The 20,588-nt window shown below is 40.8% G+C and carries 15 protein-coding genes; 12 read left to right on the top strand and 3 right to left on the bottom strand.

The features are described from left to right. Nucleotides 1–651 precede the first annotated feature (651 nt). From speD to aguB, 4 genes are all read left to right on the top strand, one after another. A complete protein-coding gene (gene speD / locus ACQ96U_RS16850; RefSeq protein WP_431722427.1) occupies nt 652–1,119 on the top strand; it encodes an adenosylmethionine decarboxylase in 468 nt (155 codons plus the stop codon). A gap of 22 nt (nt 1,120–1,141) precedes the next feature. Beyond that, the gene (gene speE, locus ACQ96U_RS16845) at nt 1,142–2,023 is read left to right on the top strand and encodes a polyamine aminopropyltransferase (RefSeq protein WP_431722426.1); all 882 of its coding nucleotides are present in this window, start codon (nt 1,142–1,144) and stop codon (nt 2,021–2,023) included. Between the two features lie 106 nt (nt 2,024–2,129). Continuing rightward, on the top strand, nt 2,130–4,034 hold the full coding sequence (speA, locus tag ACQ96U_RS16840) for a biosynthetic arginine decarboxylase (RefSeq protein WP_431722425.1): 1,905 nt from the start codon (nt 2,130–2,132) through the stop codon (nt 4,032–4,034). A gap of 7 nt (nt 4,035–4,041) precedes the next feature. Next, nucleotides 4,042–4,911, top strand: a complete 870-nt coding sequence (aguB, locus tag ACQ96U_RS16835) for an N-carbamoylputrescine amidase (protein ID WP_431722424.1) — start codon at nt 4,042–4,044, stop codon at nt 4,909–4,911. 93 nt (nt 4,912–5,004) lie between these two features. Here the strand turns inward: aguB and ACQ96U_RS16830 are convergent, their stop codons facing one another. Then, the gene (locus ACQ96U_RS16830) at nt 5,005–5,616 is read right to left on the bottom strand and encodes a c-type cytochrome (protein WP_431722423.1); all 612 of its coding nucleotides are present in this window, start codon (nt 5,614–5,616) and stop codon (nt 5,005–5,007) included. A 449-nt stretch (nt 5,617–6,065) separates the two neighbouring features. Between ACQ96U_RS16830 and yihA the strand changes: the two genes are divergently transcribed. Beyond that, nucleotides 6,066–6,695 carry a ribosome biogenesis GTP-binding protein YihA/YsxC gene (yihA, locus tag ACQ96U_RS16825; RefSeq protein WP_431722422.1) on the top strand — a complete coding sequence of 210 codons (630 nt, stop codon included), beginning with the start codon at nt 6,066–6,068 and terminating at the stop codon, nt 6,693–6,695. Nucleotides 6,696–6,954: 259 nt separating this feature from the next. On the opposite strand, the gene polA is transcribed toward yihA, so the two are convergent. Next, complete coding sequence (gene polA, locus ACQ96U_RS16820; RefSeq protein WP_431722421.1) at nt 6,955–9,681, bottom strand: DNA polymerase I; 2,727 nt, start codon at nt 9,679–9,681, stop codon at nt 6,955–6,957. Between the two features lie 634 nt (nt 9,682–10,315). On the opposite strand from polA, the gene ACQ96U_RS16815 reads away from it, so the two are divergent. After that, nucleotides 10,316–10,606 carry a DUF2782 domain-containing protein gene (locus tag ACQ96U_RS16815; RefSeq protein ID WP_431722420.1) on the top strand — a complete coding sequence of 97 codons (291 nt, stop codon included), beginning with the start codon at nt 10,316–10,318 and terminating at the stop codon, nt 10,604–10,606. 23 nt (nt 10,607–10,629) lie between these two features. Then, the gene (locus ACQ96U_RS16810; protein WP_431722419.1) at nt 10,630–11,616 is read left to right on the top strand and encodes a homoserine kinase; all 987 of its coding nucleotides are present in this window, start codon (nt 10,630–10,632) and stop codon (nt 11,614–11,616) included. A 53-nt stretch (nt 11,617–11,669) separates the two neighbouring features. Here ACQ96U_RS16810 and ACQ96U_RS16805 read toward each other — a convergent pair whose 3' ends face one another. Then, nucleotides 11,670–12,428, bottom strand: coding sequence for a substrate-binding periplasmic protein (locus tag ACQ96U_RS16805; RefSeq protein WP_431722418.1), 759 nt, complete (start codon nt 12,426–12,428; stop codon nt 11,670–11,672). A gap of 847 nt (nt 12,429–13,275) precedes the next feature. Between ACQ96U_RS16805 and ACQ96U_RS16800 the strand changes: the two genes are divergently transcribed. The 5 genes from ACQ96U_RS16800 to ACQ96U_RS16780 all read left to right on the top strand — a co-directional run bounded on the left by ACQ96U_RS16800 (nt 13,276) and on the right by ACQ96U_RS16780 (nt 20,587). Beyond that, entirely contained in the window at nt 13,276–14,124 is an 849-nt protein-coding gene (locus ACQ96U_RS16800) for a hypothetical protein (RefSeq protein WP_431722417.1), read from the top strand. 462 nt (nt 14,125–14,586) lie between these two features. Further along, nucleotides 14,587–15,975: a hypothetical protein gene (locus ACQ96U_RS16795; RefSeq protein WP_431722416.1), complete on the top strand. Its 1,389-nt coding sequence runs from the start codon at nt 14,587–14,589 to the stop codon at nt 15,973–15,975. Between the two features lie 45 nt (nt 15,976–16,020). Next, nucleotides 16,021–16,725 (top strand): hypothetical protein, encoded by a 705-nt coding sequence (locus tag ACQ96U_RS16790; protein WP_431722415.1) that lies wholly within the window; start codon nt 16,021–16,023, stop codon nt 16,723–16,725. Between the two features lie 22 nt (nt 16,726–16,747). After that, nucleotides 16,748–19,996, top strand: a complete 3,249-nt coding sequence (locus tag ACQ96U_RS16785; RefSeq protein WP_431722414.1) for a hypothetical protein — start codon at nt 16,748–16,750, stop codon at nt 19,994–19,996. Nucleotides 19,997–20,107: 111 nt separating this feature from the next. Further along, nucleotides 20,108–20,587: a hypothetical protein gene (locus ACQ96U_RS16780; protein ID WP_431722413.1), complete on the top strand. Its 480-nt coding sequence runs from the start codon at nt 20,108–20,110 to the stop codon at nt 20,585–20,587. Nucleotide 20,588: the final 1 nt, after the last annotated feature.

Genomic DNA, 20,588 nt, shown 5'->3' with positions numbered 1-20,588 from the left:
TTGATTGTGCTAAGTTTCACTTAAATGCGTCTCACATCATAAAGTCTGACATAATAACAAAGTCAGACATAGTAGCAGGGACGCGCTAAAGGAGCAGGTCCATTTTTCTCCCTTATTGTGTCACTTATCGCCTAAATACGCTGTTAGTGTCCGCTGTAGAAGCATGTATATTTTTAAGCTCACTATAAAACACCTGTCGTTTTAACAGGGTGTCGCGATTAAGCAAGTTTCCCCTGAAAAAATTACTCGCATTTTATAATGATTATGCTTAGAATCCGCGAAAAATCTTTTAACATATACGCTTTAGGGATGGCTCCAACGTACATACTGCGTGACTTGGCAGTATTACACTGATCCTGATTTTAACTACCTCCCTAATTATCGTTAACATAAACTAACAGGTAATTTTACTTGGGTTTGAAAAAAGATTTTATTTGAATATAAGTGTTTTCGTTAAGTATTAATCTATCTTTATAAAGTAGCCTGCAATCGAGTCATACTCGGCAAGATGGCTGATAGGGTAGATACCCAAGATTGCTTTAACTGAAAACTGAAATTCACATAAGAAGGTACCCATGGTTCTAAAGGTTTAATGGTGCACAGTTCGCAGCCTTGATGCTCTGTGCACATTACTGACTGGAGTTTGTTTAAATGCCAAACACGCTTACTCATGCTCAAGTTGTACCTGTTACAACTGATAGCTGGCCCACCCACGAAAATCTTCACCCAGAATCCATTCTCTCTCAAGACCATTTTATTACGCGAGATGGTGTTACATTTGCGGGTTCTCATCTAATCATCGACTTATGGCAGGCTACCAAGCTTGACGATCTTCAGCTCATGGAGAAAACACTACGTGATGCTGTGGAAGTTGCTGGTGCAACACTGCTTCATATACATCTTCATCACTTTACTCCTAATGGGGGTATCTCTGGTGTTGCTGTCCTGGCAGAGTCTCATATCAGTGTTCATACATGGCCTGAGCGCAATTTTGCTGCGTTTGATGTTTTTATGTGTGGTGATGCTGAGCCTCATAAAGCAATTCCCATACTAGAGCAGGCGTTTAGTCCTTCACGAACAGATATCAGTGATCTGATGCGTGGCAAAGTCTCTAAGTAACGCGATACGCTAGGAATTCGAAATGTTGATAAAAATTGACCAGAGAGAGACTTATCTGGAGACTCTGCACAGCTATTATTTGCAGGGATTTGTTGTAGATAAGGTTTTATTTGAGAACAAAACAGAACATCAACACCTTATTATTTTTGAAAACAAGGTGTTTGGCCGCGTTATGGCATTAGATGGAATCATTCAAACCACGGAAGCGGATGAGTTTATCTATCATGAAATGCTGGCGCACGTACCTATTTTGGCTCATGGTGAGGCAAAGCGTGTATTGATTATTGGTGGTGGCGATGGCGGGATGTTGCGCGAGGTATTAAAGCATCCTCAGATTGAACATGTCACCATGGTTGAAATAGATCAGCAAGTAGTTGATATGTGTCGTGAGTATTTACCTAATCACTCAAAAGGTGCGTTTGATGATTCACGTACCCAGTTAGTGATTGCCGATGGTGTTGATTTTGTAAATACTACACAAGAGCAGTTTGATGTCATTATCTCCGACTCAACTGACCCCGTTGGACCCGGTGAGGTTTTATTCAGCTCGCGTTTTTATGATGGTTGTAAGCGATGCTTAAAGGATGGTGGTATTTTAGTCACGCAAAATGGTGTGGCTTATATGCAGTTAAGTGAAGTAACCACTACCTATCAACGTTTAACACCTTATTTCAAAGATGTGAGCTTCTATAGTGCAGCCGTACCTACTTACATTGGTGGGATCATGACCTTTGCGTGGGCTACAAATAATACTCAGCTACGTGAACAGTCATCGACAGATATTGCAAAATATTTTAACGCGAGTGGTATACAAACCCGTTATTACAACCCTGAAATACACTGTGGGTCGTTTGCATTGCCGCAGTATATCCATCAGGCGTTGGATGCAATCGCTGTAAAGTAAAAGAGCTAGGGTCTTTACCCAAGAACCAAGAGTGAGTGCGCTTCAAAAACGATTGTGCGTTCTGCGTACTCAACCCCATCCGCCTTTTTTTATTAAGGGGCTTGCAGTGAATAATGATTGGACTGTGTCTGATGCACTAGACACGTATAATGTACAATTTTGGGGTAATGGTTATTTTTCGGTAAGTGAACAAGGAGACGTTGTTGTTCACCCGACGAAGGAAAGTTCCGTTAATTTAGCTGAACTTACCACTAACCTTCAGCAGCAAAATACCCGCCTCCCAGTGCTTGTGCGCTTTCCTGATATTTTACAAAACCAAGTCCATAAGTTGTGTAATGCATTTAATAATGCAATAACACAGTATGAGTACGAAGGTGATTATGTTGCTGTTTATCCTATTAAGGTTAATCAACACCGACAGGTAGTTGAAGGATTGCTGGCCAGTCAGGCAGAAACAAGTATCAAACAATTGGGCTTAGAGGCAGGAAGTAAAGCTGAGTTATTAACCGTTCTGGGTTTTGCGGAAGAAAGCAACTCCGTCATTATTTGTAATGGCTATAAAGATCGGGAATATATCCGATTGGCGCTGATTGGTGAACGTATTGGTCATCAAGTTTATATTGTCATTGAAAAGATCTCAGAGTTAGACCTTATTTTATCAGAAGCCGCTGAGCTAAATGTCACACCACGTATTGGTGTTCGGGCAAAATTAGCATCACAGGGTAAAGGTAAATGGGAAACCTCCTGTGGTGAAAAGTCAAAGTTTGGTTTATCGGCAGCTCAGGTGCTTGATGTCGTAGAACGACTTAAAACTCATGATGCCCTTCATTATCTTCAGTTATTGCACTTCCATATGGGCAGTCAAATAGCGCATATTCGTGATATCCAGTCTGGACTACGGGAATGTTCACGCTTTTTTATGGCCCTTCATCAGTTGGGAGCGGCGATTCAAATAGTGGATGTTGGGGGTGGATTAAGCATTGATTACGAGGGAACACGCTCACAAAGTAACTGCTCCAGTAATTATAATATGCAGGAGTATGCGAATAATGTGGTCTATGCGTTCAGCACAATTTGTCGTGAACATGACTTACCACATCCGCGTTTAATTTCTGAATCTGGACGGGCACTGACTGCTCATCATGCGTTATTAATCACTAATGTGATTGGTGTTGAAGCACCTAAAATTACCCAGCCGACAGAGCCTGAATCCGATGCCCATCAACTCCTGCATAATATGTGGCATGACTTTTCAACACTCAGTCAGCGACGAAATGATCGTGCCTTGGTTGAAATTTACCACGATACGCAAGATGACATAGCTGAGGTTAACTCGCTTTTTACTCATGGCGTTACTACATTGCAAGAGCGTGCCTTGGCGGAGGAAATACACTTAGCAACCTGTGCCCAGTTATTAAGGTATTTAAACCATCGCAATCGTGCGCATCGAGCCATTATTGATGAACTCAATGAAAAATTGATGCATAAGTTTTTCGTTAATTTTTCACTTTTTCAGTCTTTGCCAGATGCTTGGGGTATAGGACAAATATTCCCTATTTTACCGCTTTCAGGGCTTGATCAAGCACCTTCTGTGCGCGCTGTCATTCAGGATATTACGTGCGATTCTGATGGTGTAATAAAACAATATGTGGATGGCCAAGGTTTAGAGTCAACACTACCATTACCTGATTACCAGGCAGATAAGCCCTATTTACTTGGCTTTTTTCTGGTGGGAGCGTATCAAGAAATTCTGGGTGATATGCATAACCTGTTTGGTGATACTGACTCGGTCTCTGTACATATTGATGCACAGGGCAATTATTATGTTGATCAGGTGAAGCACGGTGATACGGTTGAAAACATGTTGAAGTATGTAGATCAACTGCCTGATGCGCTCATGACTTCATATCAAAGGCAACTGGAGCAATCTAACCTAGATGCTGAAGAGCAAGCGCGATTATTAACTGAACTGTGTCAGGGAATAACTGGTTACACTTATTTAGAAGAGTGATAAAGCCATGAGTCGTTTGGTGACATTTGCTGCCATTCAGATGGCATGCAGTGATGATTATGCTAAAAATGTTGAACATGCTTCAGTATTAGTGAAAGCGGCTGCACAGCAGGATGCGCAAGTTATTCTGCTACCAGAACTTTTTGCGGGTCATTATTTTTGTAAAGAACAAAAGCCTGAGTTTTTTAAGCAAGCTCAGCCTGCTCAGGATAGTGACTTGTTAAAACACATGTCTAAGCTGGCTAAGCAGCTTAAGGTTGTTTTACCTATAAGCTTTTTTGAGCGTGCAGGGCAAAGTTATTTTAATTCGTTAGCCATGATTGATGCTTCAGGTGAGATCATGGGGATCTATCGTAAAAGCCATATACCGGATGGCCCTGGCTATCAGGAGAAGTTCTACTTTTCACCTGGGGATACAGGGTTTAAAGTTTGGACGACACAATATGGGTGTTTGGGGGTGGGTATTTGTTGGGACCAATGGTTTCCTGAAGCTGCTCGTGTCATGGTATTACAAGGTGCTGAGGTACTACTGTACCCAACCGCCATTGGTGATGAGCCACAAGATCCGACACTGGACTCACAAGCACATTGGCAACGTACCATGCAAGGGCATAGTGCGGCGAATATGGTGCCTGTTATTGCGGCTAACCGGATAGGTCAAGAACCTGCCACATCATTTAATTCTACCTATTATGGCAGCTCTTTTATCACTGGCTATACAGGAGAAGTGTTAGCCCAGGCAGATCGAGTGCAGGAGCATACAGTTATCACAACTGTAGATTTAGACGAAGCAGCTTTAGCAAGGCAGAGCTGGGGATTATTTCGTGACCGCCGTCCAGAGCTTTATGGTGCAATTAATAGCTTTGATGGACACTAAAAAACAATGGTTGCATTGACCACCTAAAAATAAACCCGGCTAATGCCGGGTTTATGCTTTCAGGTTGATATACGATCTGAAATGTTAATGAAACTATCTCAAACCCTGTACATAGCTAGCGACAGCATCAACCTCTTTGTTACTAAGCTTTTCTGCAATCGTGCGCATAATTTTAGAGTCACCATCATTGGTGCGCTCACCTTCACGAAAAGCTCTAAGTTGTTTGGCTGTATAGTCTGCAAATTGACCCGATAAATGTGGGAAGCCAGCCAGTTCGTTACCTTTACCCGTGGGTGAGTGGCACGCTGTACAGGCAGGAATGCCTTTATCTTTATGGCCTGCACGATAAATACGTTCACCCAAGGCAACTTGGTCTGCCTTCGTAGCTCCAGCAGGGGGTTTTTGTGAAGCGTAGTAAGCTGCAATGTCCGCCATATCCTGTTCAGATAAATTGGCTACAAAGCCAGTCATTTCAGGAATACTGCGTGCACCTGACTTAACATCCATAAGCTGTTTAAGCAGGTAGCGTTGTCCTTGTCCAGCAAGGTGAGGAAAGTTTGGGGCAGCACTGATGCCTGTGGCACCATGGCAAGCAGAACATACCGCTGATTTTGCTTTTCCTGCCGTGTCATCACCTTCAGCTGCGTGAACTAGACCCGTTACCCCCATCGTCAACATGCAGCTAAAAAAAAGTACTCTTTTCATCAGCTAATCCAGTACCAGCAAGTCGTAGTGTTTATTTATCCCTATAATGCAATTACATTACAGGCCGCCTTGTTTTATTGATCTCACCTGCTCTGTATGACTATGGCTGTATGGCGTGTTAAAAAATCTCACACAACAGCTGAACTTACCCTTTGCAGTTAGGTGTTAATCGGAGTTGTCTGTATTTGACAATCTTACTAAACGACCCTATTGCTGAGGGCATAGCTTGCAGGAAGTCGAATAATACGCGTAAATTACATTATTTTATAGTGGCTTACGCCTTGGCGAGTGGATTATACACTAATCTGCAACCTAACGGGAACGTACATACAACAACGGTCTACTAATGAACATCATATTTCTGGATATTATTCAGCTATGGAGTGTTAGGATAAGATCAATCGAATGTGCGATATAAGCTTTGAATTTTGTAATTAACTGAGAAACGTATGAGTTCAGAACAACCGCAACAAACCCTGAATTTTGAGCAAGCCACTTTTATTAAAAGTGCCGCCAAGTTGTCACAGTGCCCTGAAGATAATGGTCGTGAGGTTGCGTTTGCCGGACGTTCCAACGCTGGGAAGTCCAGTGCATTGAATGCACTCACTGGCTCAAAAAAGTTGGCGCGTACCAGTAAAACACCCGGACGTACTCAGTTAATCAATTTTTTTGCGCTTTCAGAAACCTATCGTTTAGTGGATTTACCTGGGTATGGCTACGCTAAAGTACCTGAGGCAGTTAAAGCTGAATGGCAGAAGCATCTTGAGGATTATTTACAAAATCGTGACTCACTGATTGGCATAATACTGTTGATGGATATTCGTCATCCATTAAAAGAATTTGATCAAATAATGCTGGAGTGGGCTGAATTCTACCAAAAACCAGTCCATATCCTCTTAACGAAAAGTGATAAGCTAAAATTTGGCGCTGCAAAACAAGCTGCGTTGAAGATTAAGCGTGAGTTAAAGCCTTTTGGTGATCTTGTTTCACTGCAGTTGTTTTCGTCTTTAAATAAGATGGGTGTTGATGAGCTTAAACAGCAGCTGTCTGGTTGGCTATTAGATGAAAAAAATAATTAATGTAGAACAATAAAAAATGCTCCAGTTACTTGGGGGAGATCAGCAACTGGAGCTTTCATAGACTCCGCTAACTTGGGGGCTTAACGGAGGAAGTGCCAACACTAAACACATAAGGAGTAGTTAAGTCAGTCATCACGACCGCTTAATTGTTCAGACTGAGTGTGTTGGTAGAAGTTCCTGGTTTTTGTAAAAAAATATTTGCCCCGATAAACGGTATAAAAAAGCACCAAATCCACACGTCTTTACCAAGAAGCACCCCTTAGTGCGCTTCATCCCAGTTATCACCAACACCAACATCCACCAGTAATGGGACGTCCAATCGTGTGGTTTTCTCCATGAGTGACTTTATGTTCTCGGTGAGAAATGTTACTTGCTCTTCGTGTACTTCAAAAACAAGTTCATCGTGAACTTGCATAATCATTTTGGCATTAACTTTTTGTTCAGACAGCCACTGGTCAACGGCAATCATGGCTTGCTTGATGATATCTGCCGCAGTGCCTTGCATGGGGGCATTAATCGCGGTGCGTTCTGCGGCTTTACGTTGCAAAGCATTGCGTGAGCGTATTTCAGGCAGATACAAACGGCGGCCCAGTAACGTTTCAACATAACCTTGCTCTGCAGCCTGCTCGCGGATTGACTCCATATAATTCAGTACGCCAGGATAGCGCTCAAAATACAAATCAATATATTCTTGAGCAGATTGCCGAGAAATACCCAACTGCTTTGCCAGCCCAAAAGCTGACATACCATAGATCAGGCCAAAGTTAATGGCTTTAGCATTTCGCCGCTGGTTGTCCGTGACTTGTTCGTGAGGTACACCAAATACTTCTGCTGCCGTCGCTTTATGTACATCCATGCCATGCGCAAACGCATTTTTTAAACCGCTGTCAGCAGAAAGATGCGCCATGATGCGTAACTCAATCTGTGAGTAATCCGCTGAAACAATTTTGTAGCCTTTAGGGGCAATAAATGCTTGGCGAATCCTTCGGCCTTCAGCTGAACGAATGGGAATATTTTGTAAGTTAGGATCAGAAGACGAAAGGCGTCCAGTAGCGGTGACGGCCTGATGGAATGAAGTGTGAACACGACCAGTATGAGGATTAACCTGTTCTGGTAGCCGGTCAGTATAGGTGGATTTTAATTTGCTAAGACCACGATACTCCAAGATAAGCTTGGGCAGAGGATAATCCAGTGCTAGCTCCTGTAATACAGGTTCTGCTGTTGAAGGTTGACCTTTGGGGGTCTTTTTAATCACAGGTAGTTTGAGCTTTTCAAAGAATATTTCTTGTAACTGTTTAGGAGAGCCCAGGTTGAATGTTTGCCCTGCTGCATCATAAGCTTGTTGTTCTAACTCACTAAGTCGTATAGCAAGCTCTTTTGATTGTTTATTTAGCAGCGCACTATCAATGAGAGCACCATTACGCTCCATTCGTGAAAGCACGGATACCAGCGGCTTTTCTACAGAGTCACATAGTGACGCCAGTTTGGGCTCAGCTTCTAGTTTGGGCCACAGTGTATGATGCAGTTGCAGTGTAATATCGGCATCTTCTGCTGCATAAGGTGCAGCTTGCTCAATACCAACCTGGTCAAAGGTAATTTGTTTAGCACCTTTACCAGCAACGTCTTCATAATGAGTAGTTTTGTAACCTAGATATTTTAATGCCAGGCTATCCATATCATGTCGTGTGGCTGTGGAATTCAATACATAAGATTCCAGCATGGTATCAGCCGCAATACCTTTTAACTCGATATCATAACGTGCCAAGACACTCATATCGTATTTAAGGTTTTGCCCGATTTTTCCTGGTTTTTCAGCTTCCAGCAATGGTTTCAATTGGGTTAGTACCCAGTCACGATCCAATTGGTCAGGACTGCCTGGATAGGTATGAGCAACAGGGACATAGGCGGCTTCACCAGCATGCACCGCAAAGGATACACCAACAATTTCTGCATCCATGTAGTTTAAGCTGGTGGTTTCAGTATCAAATGCAATGATCGGTGCTTTTTTCAACCGATCTAACCAGTTTTGAAACTCTTTTTTAGTAAAAATAGTGTGGTAGTCAGCAGGAGCCTGATTGTTATCTGGCAGAGTCTCTTGTTGATTACTAAGCAGTTCTTCCAGCCAACCTTTAAACTCCAGTTGTGTAAAGAGCGTTACCAGCTCCTCATGATTAATCTCGTCTACTTTAAGTTTTTCCAGGGAGAAGGGAAGGTCAACATCCGTTTTAATCGTTGCTAAGGTTCGTGATAAATAGGCTTGCTCTTTATGCTCTTCAAGTTTCTTTGCCATGCTTTTGGAGCCACGAAAAGTTAATTCAGCAATACGCTCTAACTGTTGATAAATGCTATCAAGGTTGCCCAATCCCTGTAATAAAGCGAGTGCTGTCTTTTCACCAACACCAGGAACACCAGGTATGTTATCGACTTTATCTCCCATCAATGCAAGGTAATCTACAAACAGTTCAGGGCCAAAACCATACTTTTCTTGAAGGGTGTCAATCGTTGTTGCACGATCATTCATGGTGTTAATCAATGTAACGTGTTTGCTGACTAACTGGGCTAGGTCTTTATCCCCTGTTGAAACAATGACCTCTATACCTTTTGTGGTAGCTTCGTTGGCAAGTGTGCCAATAACATCATCAGCTTCGACATCATCAATAACCAATAAGGGCAGTCCCATTGCCTTAATAATACGGTGAATAGGCTCAATTTGTACCCTAAGTTCATCTGGCATCGGTGGACGATGAGCTTTATAGTCTGCATATATTTCGTTACGAAATGTAGGGCCTTTTGCGTCAAAAATGACCACTACTGAGCTACTTGGATAATCCTTTTGTAAGCGGCGAATCATACTGATTACACCACGAACAGTACCTGTAGGCTCTCCTGATGAGTTGGTTAATGCAGGCATAGCATGATAAGCCCTAAATAAATAAGAAGAGCCATCAACGAGAACAAGTGGTTTTTGGGGTGTTTGCGTGGTCATTGATTCAATTAGCTATCTCTAAAAATGGATGAGGAGAGTACAATAAAGTGCATTGATGATATGTATACTCTTCGCAATAGGGATATATTGTGGCATACACTGAATGATCTGCAAAAGAACCCTACGTTAAGGGTATAACCCATGTTGCTTTTAATTAACATGGGATTATATCTTTCTCACCACATGTGTAATATCAAAAATAATATCATTGGCATAAATTACACTTTGCTTTGCTGAAGTATTTTTCATTTCTGAGATATACCCTTCGCTATAGGTATATTATTTGTGATAATCAACTATACCTTTCGTTTTGGGTATATATCCATGTGGATATAAATCATTGAGTGCAGTATGTGATAAGTACTTACGTACTTTAATTATGAGTTGATAATGTTTGTATTCAAACGTTGATGCAATCAATGGTAGTCGTATTATTTAAGAGCTTGTTAACAGTACAGCGTTGAATCGTCAGAGACTTAGTCTACAGTAGGTGACGTTTATAAAGTGATGTGCTTATACTCACAGCTTGTCCTTGTTTATTCGTTGAAAAATGAGGTAGGAAAGGAAGCGAGTGGTTTGTGGATGACATTCATGTCACCCTACAGGAACATCAATGCAACTTCTGGGGTAACCTATGAAACGTTTACTCATTAAAGCTTTACTTGCACTTTGTTTTACTGGGGCAGTGAATACTTCGGTCATTGCTGAAGATGAACCGATAAGACCTGATAATGATGTTGTTATTCGTGAAAGTAAGGATAAAATTATTCATGAATACCGTCACAATGGCTTCGTGTACGCAATCAAAGTTGTACCTAAGGTGGGCAAGCCTTATTTTCTAGTAGCCGCTGATGGTGAAGGTAATTTTATTCGAACTGATCGCCCTGAGATGCTTATTCCTTCATGGAAAATCTTAGAGTGGTAAGCAAAAAAATTTGAGCAGTAGTTATGTCGGTCTATACACACCTGAGCCAAGCTGAAGTTGAACACTTTATTAGTAAATATTCATTAGGGGAATTAGTGCATTATGAGGGCATAGCTGCTGGGGTTGAAAATACCAACTATTTTGTTGACTTAAAGAGCAATGAAAATATAACGCGTTATGTTTTAACTATTTTTGAGTATTTACCACATAACGTAATGCCGTTTTTTGTCAGCCTGACAGATCTGTTGGCTGACAAAAATCTGCCTATTCCAAAGTCATTGCGAGACGCTTCAGATCAAGCATTGCATGATTTGCATGGTAAGCCTTCGTTATTACAGGTGTGTCTTGCCGGAAAACATAGCCCTATTCCGACTAATGAGCAGTGCCATGCCATTGGGGAAATGCTAGGTAAGATTCATCAGGCGGTGGCTGGCAGTTCACTTAAGCAAGAAAATCAACGAGGAATGGCATGGATCGTCACTCAAGTTGAGCGTTTGACACCATTGGTTTCGTCTAATGATGCTGAGTTACTGAATAAGCAGTTAAAACGCTTCCAACAGTTTTTTGATACAGTGAATATTCCACAAGGAATTATTCATGGTGACTTATTCCATGATAATGCGTTATTCACTGGAGATTGTATTACTGGCATCATCGACTTTTATAATGCGTGTTATGACTACTGGTTGTACGATATTGCTGTAACGGTTAACGACTGGTGTCGACAAGATAGTTTAGTACTTGATGAAGTTAGAACGAGTACACTGTTAAAAGCTTACCATGATGTTCGACCATTTACTGATGAAGAACGATTAGCCTGGCCTGTGATTTTGCAGTTTGCAGCATTTCGATTTTGGGTATCACGGTTAATTACTTTTGCTCATCCTGAGGAAGATTCTTCTCATGGTATGGCAGACAACCCTGTGGTCAACAGTAAAAACCCGGATGAAATGCGAGATCTAATGTTGAGCCACTATGATAATGCTCATTTGCTCGTTTTACCGAACTAAGTGACTTCAATAACTGTGGGCAAACATTGCTCACAGTTATTGAATAGTGAATATCACTTCACATACCGCTCTAGAATCGTTTTCATCCTTCCAGATCGGCGTAAATCAGTGAAGCCCTCATCTAAAATGCCCTTTAACTCATAAGCATATTTGAATTTTCGGGATATCAATAAGTAAAAGGGATCTTCATTCCCATGAGGAATAGGCATGGCTTTAATATCACCTTTGCTTAGAAAGTCCTCACCTATACTGGCAAAGCCAGACAAAATTTCATAGCGAGCCAAAAAGAGATCGCAGCGATTTTTTAAGGTTAAAGAGATGACTTGATCAAATTTTTTAGCAATCATATTAATATCTTCATTACGAATGCCTTCCGCGAAACCGGTATAGTTATAAGAATGTAATCCGCATACTTTGTAGCTCAAAAGTTCCTTCACTGAGCTTATTTCTGGTGGACCGTTCGGATACTTTTTTGTTGAATAGAAAAATTTTGGTGTTATGGAATAGTAAGATTGAGTGAATAGAAAACGGGTCTTCCTTTCATCACTATAAGAAGAGCTTAAAGCCACTTGATAGTTAGTGTTTTTTTCCGCTTCAAGTAGGCAACGTTTCCAGGGAGGAAGAAAAAATACAGCTTTAATTTTATGCTTTGATAAAATTTCAGTAATGATGTCAACATCATAACCTGTCACTTCCTTGGTCTTTTCCCCATTTACTCGTTTCCAGAAAGTATAAGGAGGCCATTCTGCACCGTCTCCACAGAAGTGAATTGTTTTACCTGTTAAATGCGTTTCTTGAGCGATTACACTCATAGAGGCTGCTGAGGCAATTAAAAATAGTGTTCTTAAGAAAATCATCTTTTTGAGAACTACCTCCAAAACGCCTTATCTTAAGATGCAAAACAACTATAGGTACCCATAATGTAGTATGCTAGTAACGGTATTAATGAGTGTAATATTATATTGCTTTTCTTAAATGATTAGTCATTCCATAAAATTATATTTTTCATTGAAACCGCGTTACTTCTAAATTTTAAACCATAGATGACACCATTGCGTATTATTAATAAAAGGTGTAACCATTTGTACTTTGACTTCATCCTTGACCCCTACCAACCACATGTACGATCGATAGTTTATCCGGTATGAGCTTTTATACTGATAACTATAGTGAAAAAAATACTACTATAAAATATGTGGAAAAATATAAAAATATGTTGGTTTTGTTATGGCGTATTTTTTGTAAGTATTAATGCTTAAAAAACAGCGCTTGGTAACGGTTAAAATGAGGTGTGATTAAACCAAATAACGTAAAGGGTATTCTGTCAATTATCTTGTCAACATAGTTATTAATTTATTATAGATAGCTATCAATTTGGTTGTTTATCTCTCTGGCATAAAGTATGCCTTCCTATATTTTGAAATATGATTACTTTCCTGTGTATTTTTTAAAGTATTGATTGCATGCTCTATTTCGGTGGTTGTGTAAGAAAATAAGCTGTTAATTTCGATGGGTTATGTTTTAGTAAGATGGGTTATGTTTTAGTAAATAATTATGCAGCTCACAATTTGGTGAGTATGATAGTCGTTAAATTTAAACAGGAAGCTAAATCATTGCATATAAGGGTTATGATAAAAATCATGAAATTGGGTTTTAGTTATGAAAAAAATATTATTGAATATCTCAGCTGTTATTGCATTTGTAAGCTTTCCTTTAATTGTTAATGCCGTTCCCATCGAATCGAAAGATGTATTTTGTGATGGCGTAAAATGTGGAACAATGGAAATAGATAAATATGATCCTTATAAAACGATGTGGTTAAGTGGTGTTGAAATTGATGGTCAGTTTGTAGCAACGAAAAAAAATAGAGAATACAATTATATTCAATCACTTAATGTGTATGATGACCCAACCCCAAAAAAGTACCATGATGGAGCAGACCTTCCTGTTCCCCTTGTTGATGCTCCACCAGGCGGTTATCAAGATGATCCCTTTGATTACCGTCCATTTTATGAATCGGCATATCCCACTTTTTATGACAAACCCTCTACCTTCATGCTTGATGCAAAGACTGAAGCGGATAAAAAACTAGAGTTAGAGTTTGAAACGTGGTTAATATGCTTGATTAGTGAAAATTTGGGGGATAATGCAACGACTGCAAAGGATGACACATACCAAGTTGCGCCATTGCTTGGATGGTTATGGGGATATGAGATTGTTTATGATGATATAGGCATGATAGGTGTTGATGAATTAATAGACTTTACTGTCACAAAAACAAGTTTTACATGGAAAATGCCAGATCCTTCAGATGATTGGAATACGGCACTCACTCAAAAGTATGGGAACGCACCTAATCAGGACTGGTTTAATGTAACAACTGCAGAGTGTAGTGATTGCTTAGATCCAACCGTGCCTACTCCAAGTTCATTTTTACTTATTTTATTAGGGTGGTTTGGTGTGTTTATGGCCGGTAAACGTAGGAGTAATAGTATTAACAGGCCCTAAAAGTTTAATTGAGAATAAATAAAAGAGCACCTCTAAAAATAGTCATTTTTTGTGAGAGCAAGAAAACACTGCACAGAGGAATGCAGTGTATAAAAAACTTTTAGAGGTGCACTAAATAAAAAATATTCAGTATTAAAACAACCAGATTAGTATTATTCGAATAGCTTTAGTGATACTAAAGAGGGAACTGTAGTATTTGTGCAAAAGCAAGTTGCTTTTATGTAATTATGAGAAAAACATTATAATGTATACGTAAATTCGGCAACATTTTTGGTATAAATGTAGATACCTGTTTATCTGGCTTAATTTTGTGAAGCACTTATATAAGACTATTTACAAATACATTTAAAATACCCATGTAAAATGAATGGTTACCTGACTAAGTAATACGAAGCAGTGTTAAGCAATGCTTAGCAATATCATTGGGTAACAAGAAGGAATACAGTTGCAGGATTATGGGTAATGCGTTTTAAGCCAATTGATGTACGGCCTTTCAGCGAGCGAATGAAGGAAGATCCTTCCTACGACATTACACAAGACCGCTACTGGGAACCTGATCAAACGATGTCGGTTTATGGTGACCCTGAATTAGGTACCTCAGTATGGGATGATGTGCGGAGTATGGAGCAAGTGGATATGGGTAATCCCCTGCTGCCATATGTTATTCGTGAGAAAGTGCCACCCATTCTTGATCGTGTGGTGCCCCCAGTTCTTCCTCCAGATACCACTCCTGACTTGAATTATAAGGTTGTGGTTGAAGTAGCAGGTGTTCAGCATAATAGTACGCAACGGTTGTATTTAGGGGTTGATAAAGACAGTGAGCAAGGACTTGAGTTAAAAGCGGCTGCTACACATTTTAAAGATGGTGAACGGTACCGCAGTCTGGTTGAATTTCAACATATCCAGAATGTTCCCCGAGAGCTGGGTATTCGCATTGCAATGCATAGTCGTGGTGAACCGCCTCTTTATCTACCACTTATTCAGCAACTTCACCCAGTACCCAAAGAGACTGAAAAAACACCTTGGGACACAATTATTATTCCCGTTAAACCTTTGGGCTACATTACTGAGAAAAAAATCCGTCCAGAGTCGGATATCCTTCAAGAAGGAGGGTGGGTTTATGTGTTTTGGAAAAATAAACTATGGCGGGAGTTAGAAGTCAGTAAAAACCAAACTTACCGCGATACACACCTGCAGTACTACCGTCAAACTCGTAATAGCAAAGTGGTTGATAACCAAACGGCTAAACGCCAGGCTCTTGGTACAGCTTACGACACTATATGGATACCTTATAAACTTAATGGTGAAGTGCAGCAAGGTAATAATGGGATAAAAATTCTTTTTAGAAATAATCAGCTGAGCTGGGAGGCTATTGATAAGTTTGAAAGCAGTCCAGCAGAGCTGGATAAACAGGCGACATCGATTGATAGTGTCACGGTTTATGAAAACAGCAAAGGGTTTGATTTAACAGAAGGGCCCGTTGGTCCTATTGCACCCGCATTATTGGATCAAAACACGGATGCCATCATTCCTTATATAGACTCCCGGATTATTCCTGCGAAATATTTAGACCGAAAACGGGCCGATAAAATACCCGTCGTGTATTTAAAAGCCGCCACTTGGCTTGAGTTAGAGCTGCTGGACGAGGAAGGCACACCAGTGCCAAACGAAACGTATGACGTGTTGTTAAAAGATGGTCGTAAGCTTTCTGGGCAATTAAATAGTCAAGGGTATGCCAAGCTTGAAGGTATTCCAGCGCTGGATGTTGTATCTGTTGACTTCCCTCAGCTTGAAGAAGAGTGGTTACCACAAGCTGCCGCGTCTCCTGACAAAAACACAACACCAGCTTAACGCTTATATGCATAGTAAAAGGTATATTTCAAATTAAGCAATCTTATGACAAAGATCACGCTAACTAAACATACCGTTAAACCCGGCGAATGCTTAATTATGTTAGCCAAGTGCTACAAGTTGGGACATTGGCAACCGATTTATCAGCATGAAAAAAATGCAACTTTGCGTGCTAATCGACCTGACCCTAATCGATTATTGACTGGGGATGAGCTGTTTATTCCTGTGCAAGATAAAAAGCAACAGGCTGTCATGGAGCAACGGAATACATTTGTGGTGAAACGGGCCAATGTATTCATGTCTGTTCAGTTAAAGCGGCAAAACGGGGAAGTCTTACCGAACATGCCATATACCTTAGAAATAAAGCCAGGGAAATTAGCAGAGGGTGAGCATGAGCTGACACTGGAAAATAACCAGCTTGAACGCCCCATTATCTTGCAAGGGCAAACTGATGATGAAGGCATTGCTGAGCAGCAAATACCCGTACAAGCTACCTTTGGGGTACTCTATTTTTCTCCTTATACGTCATTACCCCGTTACCAGCTAACCCAAGTGGTTAAGTTTGGCTTTATGCCTCCGCATGATACCCCGCAAGGACACATGGCTATGTTAAAAAACCGTGGTTACCCTGTTCACAAATCTGACTATCAACAGTCAGATCAGCAAATAAGTGCTGTCAAAGCCTTTAAGCGGGATCAAAAGCTGATGGCTGCTCAAAATTGGCAGTCTGAGTTAGTTCAATCAGCCTAGCAGTCGATACGGTAAGTATGTTATGTCATCACCTCAGCAATACACTAAACCTGTTCATTTGAATGACTATGAGCGCATGATCATTGATCTTGCTCATGAGTATCGTCAACATGAACTGGTTTATAAGGATCCCAATTCAACTGAGCAGGAAAAATATCAGGCTCATCTCGCCATGCGTCGTGCTAAAGGTCGGCTGGATGCACATGCCAATGTCTTTGCTGAACGGGCTGATCAGTTGGACCAAAAAGTGAAGCTGGATGATGAGGAAGTCAGGCAAGCTTGGCAAAATATTCAGGATTACTTTGCTAATAAAGGTATTATCAGTGCGGCAGGCTTAAATAAAATTCATGTACCTGGTCAGGAAGAGAAGGTACATCGTGCCCTGAAAGCCTATAACCGTTTGTGGAAATGTTATCAGGATAAAATCAGTACGATACAGTGGGCTGCCAAACAATTCAGCGAATCGAAACAAAAGGAACAAAACACCGAGAATATAGGTGATAAGCGTGGTTTTGCAATGGTTGCTTCGGTGTTTTTAAGCCATATCGAGCGCTTTAATAATGATCTGGAAAGACTCAAGACGGAAGAAGCAGAAACCTATCAGGAGATTGAACGGATATTTACGTTAGTCTCCAATGATTGTCATAAAGCCCCCGACCTTTACCCTCATTGTGAAATTCCTGCAGAATTTAATGAACAGCATGCGTTGATTAGTTGGTCTGCGGCTCGCCAAAATGACGTCAAAAATGGACCTAAACGCTTAAATAAAGCGGATGTTGTGTATATCGAAGAGCCTGGGGTTCGTGTTCGGCTACGTTATCGTGATAATAATAAACTGGTCCAGCATGGTTATGTTATTTACTGGCAATATGACGATGATAACCCAGAAGCGTTAACGCCTGATCCAGACAATACATTTGCAGAACAGCAGGTCATGTTGCCTATTGGTATTGGAATTATTGATGGTGAGGGTTACATCAGTAGTAGTCTATTGTTGGATAATCAAAAGCGCTTCTGTTTGATCAATGCACAACGGCAAAGTTTGTCAGTCGAACCCCAGTTTACGGTTAAAGCCAAACCGCAAATGTCTTCTTTGGAAGATGTTAGTAAACAGTTTGAGAATTCCGAATGGCTTGCCACACACTGTGTCTCTGATGTTGATTTGCAATCATGTGGTATTCAATCAACAGAAGAGCAAATCATCGCCAACCTGATGGAACAGGGTTTTACTGAGACATCAATTGACGCCATGATGGCAGAATATCAAAAAGCCAATCAAGCGGCTGGTGGTACTGATCGCGCTATAAATGACGATATTATTGTACGTCACTTTTTACTTGAAAAAACCTATGGCATGTTGCTGTATCCGATTGATCGTGGACCATTAGTTACAGGAGATTTAACTCGTTTAACGACATTACAGGCGCCCCAGTTAGAAGGGAGTGACCCACACACAGTGGCCTGGAAAGGCAAGCCTCTTGACCATTTAGTGCATGCCGATACCCTAAGCCCAATTGCGGATATTTCATTACATACCACCTTGCCTGAGTGGGATCGTCGTATTTGTCAAAAGATTGCTGATTACTTTGATGCTGCCGAGTTATTTCGTTTGCACAGTAAGCCATTTATAGAATCAGCAACGCGCTTAAATATGATGTCGAGTTTGGCTGAGTATCAGGTGCTGTTTCCTAAAAAACCACATGATAACCCAAAATATCTAGGCAGCTTGTACACGTTGCATTTCAGTTTGAAAAAAATGGCTGAAATTGTAAAAAACCAAATTTATTTTAGTTATGAAACAGGAAGGGCATTACCTGTCTTAGATCATCAGGGTAATCCAAGAGATGATTTACCGTGTTTGCAGTATTTTCAGGATAAAATGAATGCAGCCGCAAAAGCGTTGTTAAAAGAATTACGAGACCCAGCGTTTGCTCAGGAAATAAAGTTTTATCAGGATTACTGCCAAGAACATGGCCCCCTGCATGGACCTTATACACTGAGTGAACCCTTTTGGCATCATATTTACTACACCATCGCGAAAGGTTATGCGATTTTGGCTGATTCCTGTGTACAGGGTGATATCGAAACAACCGAGTGTGATAGCTTCCTGACGTATCTTATTAACCATGACAGTATTGGGGAAGTGCTGGATGAGTGGGAGAACATGGTTAGTAGTGAGTTAAATAATGGAGATGCATCCAAAATTCATCCAGTAATTTCAATAAAAGACAAACAGTATGATATTTGGCCTGATGAATTAGGAGCGTTCTTAAAAAAGGGGAAAGAGTTATATTTAAAAAGAAATGAACAACAAAGAATAACCTTTGCAGTTGATACGGTTTTTCAATGGTACAAGGATAGTTACAAAGATACAGCAAACACATTATTTCATAATATCCCTGGTCCACCTAATGTTGCTATGGTCTTCCTTAATGTGTACTCCGCGTATGTTGCCAGAAAAGTCAATATTCAAGGGGCAGGGAGAAATATTCATCATTTACGCTTATTTGTGGGATTATTTCGTTTTTTTGGTGTGCAAGGATATGAAAATGACAATAGTAAGAAATTCCTGATTAAAAAAGCGGGCGCAGCTTTTTTTAATATGGGGCATAAGGTTGTAACAGATAAAGATATTGCTGCAGCACTACACAATGATAAGGATATTAATGACCAGATATGGGGGGCTGCCCGGCAAAAGACCTATGTAAAGGTGTATCGCACAACCATTGCCATATTTAACTTTACCCTTGCCCTACAAAATATCTGTGCTGTATTTACGGATGATGTGGGAAATCAACAGGAACAAGAGCTTATACCGTTTATCTTTCAAGTAATTAATGATGTGGTGACATTAACGGATAGCAGTTTAAAGCTGTATAGCGCAGGTGTACAGTTGGGACTAGTCTCTGAACGGGCCTTGGTTAACGCAACATTAAATCGAATTGCCGTATATTTTTTAGTGGTTTCTACCGTAACAGCAGCATCTAGCATGGTTGAGGGCGCTGTTGATGATCAACCCATAAGTCAATGGGTAGGTGACTTGGTCGATACGGTAGGTAATTTATCGTTATTAACGGGTTGGTTAATTACCGCTCCAGGCACCCAAGGAGTTGCAGGCATTGCCGGTTTAGTCAGTCGGGCGGTAGGGTTTATATTCGGTAGTGCCACGAACCCTATAGGCTGGTTTTTACTAGTGCTAGGCTCATTATGGGCAGTCTTTTCTTTAATTAAAGACGTGATCCGAGCACATCAGCCTGAACTGTTTAAATGACTGCGGAGTGAGTGGGAACACTTTAAAAACACGAAACATAAAAAGTATTTTAGTCATGGAGCCTACGGTGGTCAGTTAGAGTTCAGGCAGTTACAACATAACGCAGAGGTATTGATTACAGGTTGGTCAAGCGTAGCGCTGGATGGTTTGGAATGGATTGGGTTGAACTGGCGAGCAGTGGTGCCTTTGCACAATGCCAAATTTACTAACGGGTTAATTAACCAGTTTGTAGAAATGCCAAAAGTAATGAAGTTTTTGGGCGATGGCCCTCATGGTATGTCGCGTACAGCTGTGGATGCATTTACCGTGGAAGACCTCATTCAGTACTACAAGTGCATTGTTGAGCTGGATAATGATCCTGATAATAAAGATCGCCGTATGACCTCAGGCCGACGTTATTTTGATGCACGCAGGCAATTGGAGCACGGCTCATTTACTCCAGCTGAGTTTGGCGAGAATACCGTTCCTTGGTTAGGTAAAGAAATACACTGGATACCTGAGTGTCAAATAAAAATGAGCGAATACTTTGCGGAAATTATTGATCTGTCCTCCAAAGTACAAAAACAAGAGCGTGCGCTAGAACGAGATTAAG

This window comes from Zooshikella sp. RANM57, assembly GCF_050749885.1.
Lineage (GTDB): Bacteria > Pseudomonadota > Gammaproteobacteria > Pseudomonadales > Zooshikellaceae > Zooshikella.
Note: the sequence above shows the minus strand (reverse complement) of the source record. Positions and strands in the feature narration are given on the sequence as shown.